The organism is Mesorhizobium alhagi CCNWXJ12-2 (assembly GCF_000236565.1).
Lineage (GTDB): Bacteria > Pseudomonadota > Alphaproteobacteria > Rhizobiales > Rhizobiaceae > Allomesorhizobium > Allomesorhizobium alhagi.
In genome coordinates this window covers 1-7,320 of record NZ_AHAM01000009.1, presented here as the reverse complement: position 1 = coordinate 7,320, position 7,320 = coordinate 1, and the positions used below count along the sequence as shown (strand labels likewise).

At 63.4% G+C, this 7,320-nt stretch carries 6 protein-coding genes; 5 read left to right on the top strand and 1 reads right to left on the bottom strand.

Annotated features, from left to right (window positions below):
• A partial coding sequence (locus MAXJ12_RS00630) for a S8 family serine peptidase (RefSeq protein WP_008833789.1) occupies positions 1–1,084 on the top strand: 1,084 nt, incomplete at its 5' end.
• 3 nt (positions 1,085–1,087) lie between these two features.
• Here the strand turns inward: MAXJ12_RS00630 and MAXJ12_RS00625 are convergent.
• Complete coding sequence (locus MAXJ12_RS00625; RefSeq protein ID WP_040584485.1) at positions 1,088–2,110, bottom strand: substrate-binding domain-containing protein; 1,023 nt, start codon at positions 2,108–2,110, stop codon at positions 1,088–1,090.
• Positions 2,111–2,459: 349 nt separating this feature from the next.
• Between MAXJ12_RS00625 and MAXJ12_RS00620 the strand changes: the two genes are divergently transcribed.
• From MAXJ12_RS00620 to MAXJ12_RS00605, 4 genes are all read left to right on the top strand, one after another.
• Positions 2,460–3,818, top strand: coding sequence for an ABC transporter substrate-binding protein (locus tag MAXJ12_RS00620; protein WP_008833787.1), 1,359 nt, complete (start codon positions 2,460–2,462; stop codon positions 3,816–3,818).
• Positions 3,819–3,927: 109 nt separating this feature from the next.
• A complete protein-coding gene (locus MAXJ12_RS00615; protein WP_008833786.1) occupies positions 3,928–4,941 on the top strand; it encodes a carbohydrate ABC transporter permease in 1,014 nt (337 codons plus the stop codon).
• A 1-nt stretch (position 4,942) separates the two neighbouring features.
• Positions 4,943–6,097 (top strand): carbohydrate ABC transporter permease, encoded by a 1,155-nt coding sequence (locus tag MAXJ12_RS00610; protein ID WP_008833785.1) that lies wholly within the window; start codon positions 4,943–4,945, stop codon positions 6,095–6,097.
• Between the two features lie 4 nt (positions 6,098–6,101).
• Positions 6,102–7,320 (top strand): alpha-amylase family glycosyl hydrolase (locus MAXJ12_RS00605; protein WP_040584483.1); only part of this gene is annotated, 1,219 nt, incomplete at its 3' end.

Here is a 7,320-nt window from a genome sequence, read left to right as displayed (position 1 = left end):
CCACCCGTTGGCCATACCGGCGCAGGCGATCACCGGCGAATTCGTGCCGGACGAGGTGCTGGTGACGATCGAAGGCGACGGCGCGGCCGTCCAGGACATCGCGGCGGATTTCGGGCTCGAGATACGCTCGCAGCGGCTTTCGACGCTGCTCGGCCTGACCGTCGTGCGCTTCGGCATTCCCGACGGCCGGCCGGTCGGCATCGTGCTGGCCCAGCTTGCCGCCGACGGCCGCGCGCAGGGCCGCGTTCCCAACCATGTCTACGACCTCCAGCAGGCGCCGACCGTCGTCAATTACGCTTTCCAGCGCATCGCTTTGGATTCCGCCGCGGCCAGCGGCAAGGATGTGCGCATCGCCGTCATCGACACGGCGGTGGACGAGACGCATCCGGCGCTGGAAGGCGTCGTTGCCGAGATTTTCGACGCCATGCCGGAGGTCGAGATCGCGTCGCGCGACCATGGCACTTCGGTCGCCGGGCTGATCGCCGGCACGGGGCCGTTTCGCGGCATGGCGCCGGGATCGAGCATCTATCACGCCCGCGCATTCGAGGACGGCAAGTCGACCATGGACACCATCCTGAGCGCGCTCGACTGGGCGGCGGGCAGGGATGTGCGCATCATCAATATGAGCTTCGTCGGGCCGCGCAACGAGTTGCTGGAGACCGCCTGCCGGAATGCGCGGACGCGAAACATTGTGCTGGTTGCGGCGGCCGGCAATAACGGCCCGAAAGCGCCGTTCGGCTATCCCGCCGCCTATGCCGGCGTGACCGCGGTGACCGCGACCGACGAACAGGATCGGCTAATGCAGCAGGCCAATCGCGGGCCTTACGTCTATCTGTCGGCGCCCGGCGTCGACATGATCGCGCCGGTCGGCGGCGGCTCCGACCTGGTCACCGGCACCTCGTTTGCCGCCGCGATCGTCTCGGGCGCGGTGGCCAATCTGATCCGCAGTAATCCCGAGCGCTCCGCCGACTGGATCGAGAAGGCGCTGGCCGAAACCGCCACCGATCTCGGCAGCGCAGGCCGCGACGGCGATTTCGGCTACGGCCTGCTCAACGCCAGGGCGGCGGATGCTGCGAAGGAATAGGACTCAGCCCGCGGCGCCGGCGATCGAGCCGCGAACCACGAGATCGACGGGCCAGATTTCGCCGCGCGCGCCTTCTTCCAGGCCCGAAATCCGCGCCGCCAGGCGTTCCGCGATCCGCGCGCCCGCCGCCCGGATCGACGAGCGCGTCGTCGACAGCGGCACGGAAAAATGCTCGGGCTTCAGCCACGGAAACACGTCGTCATGGGCGATCAGCGACACGTCGCCGGGGATGGTCAGCCCGAGATCGCGCACTGCACGCACCACGCCGAGCGCCATGATCAGGCTGGAGCAGGCGATCGCCGTCGGCGGCTCCGGCTGTTCGAGCAGGCTGCGCGCCGAGCGGTAGCCATTCTCCTCGGTCATCGCCACAGAGCGGATCTTTTCAGGCGGCAGCACCAACCCGGCGGAGGCAAGCGCGCGTCTGACGCCGCGCTCGCGGAAGATCGCAAAAGTCTGCCCGTCGTCGCCATTGATCAGCGCGATGCGTTTGTGGCCGAGCTGAACCAAAAGCCGCGCCGCCTCGTGGAATGCGCCCTCATTGTCGATGTCGAGGAAGGGATAGTCGAAATCGAGCCCTTCGGCGCGGCCGTGCACGAGGAAAGGCAGGCCGAGCTGGTTGACCAGCGAAATGCGTCGGTCGGCGGGGCGCGGCGCGGAGATATAGACCGCGTCGACCTGCTTGTTGGCGGCGACGCGCCGATAGGTCGTCTCCTCGTCGTCGGCGTCGGCGGGGCTGAGCACCAGGTCGAGCTCGTGTGAGCGCGCGTAATCGCCGAGGCCCGACAGGAATTCGACGAAATGCGGGTCGATGTCGACCGAAGCGCCGGTCGGCAGCACATAGCCGATCATGCCGGCCTTGCCGGTCGCCAGACGCCTGGCGCTCGGGTTCGGCCGATAGCCGTGGCGCTTGGCGGCGTCGGTGACGCGGCGGCGGGTTTCCTCGCTGACTTCCGGGTAGCCGTTCAGCGCCCGGCTCACCGTCGTCTGCGAGAGTTGCAGCATATGCGACAGCTGTTTGAGGTTCACAGCGGGCTCCAGATTTCTCAAAGCGCTTTGAAGTGCGGCCGGATCGGCGCTTTTGTCTCTCATTGCGCGGCCTTCACTATAAGTCGCGGATCGTTCGTTCAGAAGCGATATTGCATGCTGCAGCGCCAAAAAAGCATGCTGCACTGCGCGATTTGCGCATACTAAATCGGTTCATGCAGCAGACCTCTTGACTCTTTACCGGTTCGGTGGCGAGATGCAGTCAGCCAAAGCGCTTTGAGAGCTCTACCTATGCGGTTGCGATCCGCACGGGGCTGGGGCACATTCGAGCGGCCGCCGGCAGGACGGAATGGAGGTTCCGTCTCCATCGAGAACCGTTGGGAGGACTATCATGAAAAAAACCCTGATGCTGGGCGCCGCCCTTGCTGCGCTCGCTTTTGGCGCGCCGGCTCATGCCGAACTGAAATTCCAGCCGGGCGAAGACGCCGCCCGCTTCACCTGGGACAATTACGAGGAGCTGAAGAAAGTCGACCTGAAGGGCGAGACCCTGTCGATATTCGGTCCCTGGCGCGGCGAGGACGAGGCGCTGGTCCGCTCGGTGCTGGACTATTTCAGCGAGGCGACCGGCGCGACGATCAACTATTCCTCGTCGGAAAACTACGAACAGCAGATCGTCATCGACACGCAGGCGGGCAGCCCGCCGAACATCGCGATCCTGCCGCAGCCCGGCCTTCTCCAGGATCTGGCGTCCAAGGGACTGCTCATTCCGCTCGGCGACGACGTCGCCACCTTCGTGAAGGACAATTACGGAGCGGGACAATCCTGGGTCGACCTCGGCACCTACAAGGACAAGGACGGCACCGAGAAATTTTTTGCGTTCCCCTACAAGGCGGACCTGAAATCGCTGGTCTGGTACGTGCCGGAGAATTTCGAGGAAGCCGGCTACGAGGTTCCCAAGACCTGGGAAGAGATGATGGATCTCACCAACCAGATAGTCGAGGACGGCGGCGTGCCATGGTGCATCGGCCTCGGCTCCGGCGGCGCGACCGGCTGGCCGGCGACCGACTGGGTCGAGGACATCATGCTGCGCACGCAGCCGCCGGAAACCTACGACAAGTGGACCACGAACGAGATCCCGTTCAACGATCCGGCGGTGGTAGAAGCCTTGCAGATATTCGCCGACATCGCCACCAACGACAAATATGTCGACGGCGGCAAGGCCGCGGTTGCGGCGACCGACTTCCGCGACAGCCCGAAGGGCCTCTTCGGCATCCCGCCGAAATGCTATTTGCATCGCCAGGCCTCGTTCATTTCGTCCTTCTTCCCGGAAGGCACGCAGCTCGGCGAGGACGCGGACTTCTTCTACCTGCCGCCAATGGCTTCCAAGCCGGACCTCGGCAGTCCCGTCCTCGGCGCCGGCACGCTGGTCGCGATCACCAAGGACTCGAAAGCGGCGCGTGAATTCATCAAGTTCCTCGAAATGCCGATCGCGCACGAGATCTGGATGGCGCAATCGGGCCTGCTCACGCCGCTCAAGACGGCGAACAAGGACGCCTATGCCAATGAGGCGCTGAAGAAGCAGGGCGACATTCTCGTCAATGCCTCGACCTTCCGCTTCGACGGTTCGGACCTGATGCCCGGCAAGATCGGCGCCGGCGCGTTCTGGACCGGCATGATCGACCTCGTCGGCGGCAAGCCGGCAGCCGATGTGGCGGCCGACATCCAGAAGAGCTGGGACGCGATCAAGTAGCCGCTGCGGCATACATCTGACGATCCGGGCCCTCCGGCCCGGATCGAAATAGCATTCACGACCTTCTGCCTGATTTTGAAGTCTGCGCGACCAACAAGGGGAGGTTCGCATGGCTGGCCAGATCGTATCGGCCATTCTCGTCATCTTCATCGGAGTCGGCGGCTGCGTCGCCTATTTCTGGGGCGCAAACAAGCTGCTCGACGTGATCTTTCCCTCGCGCGGCGTGAAAGGCGGGGCGGCGATCGACAATCTGCGCCGCCAGGGAGTCATCCGGCCATGGCTCTTCATCGGGCCGGCCCTGATCATTCTGACGGTCTATCTGATCTATCCCGTGGTCCAGACGCTGATCCTGTCCTTCCAGGATCGCGCCGGCGAGAATTTCGTCGGCCTCGCCAACTATTCCTGGGCGTTCGGGGACCGCGAGTTCCGCAACTCGATCTTCAACAATCTGCTTTGGCTGCTCGTCGTTCCGGCCGCCTGCACGTTCCTCGGCCTGATCATTGCGGTGCTTACCGACAAGATCTGGTGGGGCACGATCGCCAAGAGCCTGATCTTCCTGCCGCTCGCCATCTCCTTCGTCGGCGCCAGCGTCATCTGGAAGTTCGTCTATGAATATCGCGGTGAGGGCCAGACCCAGATCGGCATCCTCAATTCCATCGTGCAGTTCTTCGGCGGCGACCCGCAGGTCTGGATATCGCTGCCGTTCTGGAACAATTTTTTCCTTATGGTCATCCTGATCTGGATCCAGACCGGCTTCGCCATGGTCATCCTGTCGTCGGCGCTGCGCGGCATTCCCGAAGAGACCCTGGAGGCAGCGGTGATCGACGGGGCCAACCCGTTCCAGATTTTCTGGAAGATCATGGTCCCGCAGATCTGGGGCACGATCGCCGTAGTCTGGACCACCATCACCATCCTGGTGCTGAAGGTGTTCGACATCGTTCTGACGATGACCAACGGCCAGTGGAACAGCCAGGTCCTCGCAAACCTCATGTTCGACTGGATGTTCCGCGGCGGCGGCGATTTCGGCCGCGGCGCGACGATCGCCATCATCATCATGCTCGCGGTGCTGCCGATCATGATCTGGAACATCCGCCAGGCCAACAAAGAGACCGGAGGACACTGAGATGGCCAATCCGACCGGCAAGTCCTATTTCGGCCGCTTCGGCGTCCATATCGCGGTTCTCTTCTTCGTGGCGCTGTGGACCCTTCCGACGCTCGGCATCCTGGTGTCCTCGCTGCGCGACAAGGATCAGATCATCGTCTCCGGCTGGTGGACGGCGATGACGAGCTCCACGCAAACCGAGGCCGGGCGGCTGCCGCCGCCCAACACGGCGGTCGAAAGGGACGGCAAGTTCGTGCTCGAAGGCAATCTGTTCGAGGAGGCGGGAAGCCGCGAGATCACCAATTTCGGCATCCGCGCCCAGGCACCGACGGAGTTCGAGGCCGGCAGCACCGCCGACCTCGGCGATGGCGAAACCCTGCAGGTCAACGCCGATGGCGGCTTCATCATGACGATGCCTGCGGCCTCCGACTCGACGCGCGGCCGGCGCGTCTATTATGCCGCGACGGTGCCGCCGCGCTTCACCACCGAAAACTACGAGAACGTGCTGTTTTCCGAAGGCATCGGCCGCTCCTTCATCAATTCGCTGACGGTGACCATACCGGCGACCGTGATCCCGATCATGATAGCCGCCTTTGCCGCCTACGCGCTCGCCTGGATGCGCTTTCCCGGCCGCGCGCTGCTGATCGCGACCATCATCGGCCTGCTCGTCGTGCCTCTGCAGATGACGCTGATCCCGCTGCTGGAAATGTACAACAACATCGGCAATCTGTTCGGCGTGTCGTCCAAGACCTATTACGGCATATGGCTGGCGCATACCGGTTTCGGCTTGCCTTTCGCGATCTACCTCTTGAGGAGCTATATGGCCGGCCTGCCGCGCGAACTGATGGAATCGGCCCGCATCGACGGCGCCAGCGACTTCGAGATCTTCGTCAAGATCGTGCTGCCGCTGTCTTTCCCGGTGCTCGCCTCCTTCGCCATCTTCCAGTTCCTCTGGGTATGGAACGATCTGCTGGTCGCGATGGTTTTCCTGGGGTCGGGATCGAACCAGCTTGTTCTGACCGGCAAGCTCAACGCGCTCCTCGGTTCGCGCGGCGGCGATTGGGAAATTCTGACGGCTTCGGCCTTCGTGACGATCATCGTGCCGCTGATCGTGTTCTTCTCGCTGCAACGCTATTTCGTCCGCGGTCTGCTCGCGGGCTCGGTCAAAGGAGGCTGATATGATGCAGGCCGTTCTGCGCAAGGCGGAAGAGCCGGACCTCGCGGTCGACCGCGACTGGTGGCGGGGCGCGGTGATCTACCAGATCTATCCGCGCAGCCATCAGGATTCGAACGGCGACGGCATCGGCGACCTGAAGGGTATCATCCGCCGACTGCCCTATATCGCCTCGCTCGGCGCCGATGCGATATGGATATCGCCGTTCTTCAAGTCGCCGATGAAGGATTTCGGCTACGACGTCACCGACTATTGCGACGTCGACCCGATGTTCGGCACGCTGGCCGACTTCGACGAGCTGATCTCCGAGTCGCACCGGCTGGGCCTGCGGGTGATGATCGATGAGGTCATCTCGCACACCTCCGACGAGCATCCCTGGTTCAAGGAAAGCCGCTCGTCGCGCGACAATCCGAAAGCCGACTGGTTCGTATGGGCCGACGCCAAGCCCGACGGCACGCCGCCCAACAACTGGCTGTCGATCTTCGGCGGCTCGGCGTGGCAGTGGGACACGCGCCGGCAGCAGTATTACATGCACAACTTCCTGGCCGAGCAGCCGGATCTCAACTTCCACAACAAGGAGGTTCAGGACGCCCTGCTCGACGTCACCCGCTTCTGGCTCGAGCGCGGCGTCGACGGCTTTCGCCTCGATACGATCAATTTCTACTTCCACAGCCAGGGGCTGGAGGACAATCCGCCGCTGCCTAAGGAAAAGCGCAACGATTCCATCGCGCCTGCCGTCAATCCATACAATTATCAGGACCATCTCTACGACAAGAGCCGGCCGGACAATCTCGCCTTTCTGGAGCGGTTTCGCGCATTGCTCGACGAATATCCGGCGGCCGCCGCCGTCGGCGAAGTCGGCGACGCCCAGCGCGGCCTCGACATCGTCGCGGCGTACACCTCCGGCGACCGCGTCCAGATGTGTTACTCGTTCGATTTTCTCGGGCCGGAGAAAATCAGCGCCGATAAGGTGCGGACGGTGCTGGAAACCTTCGGGAAAGTTGCGACCGACGGCTGGTCGTGCTGGGCCTTTTCCAACCACGACGTGATGCGCCATGCCTCGCGCTGGGGCGCGGGAGAGGCCGACCGGGTCGGCTATCTCAAAGTGATCTCGGCGCTGCTGATGTCGCTGCGCGGTTCGGTCTGTATCTATCAGGGCGAAGAGCTTGGGCTTAACGAAGCCGAGCTCAATTTCGAGGATCTGCAGGATCCCTACGGCATACGCT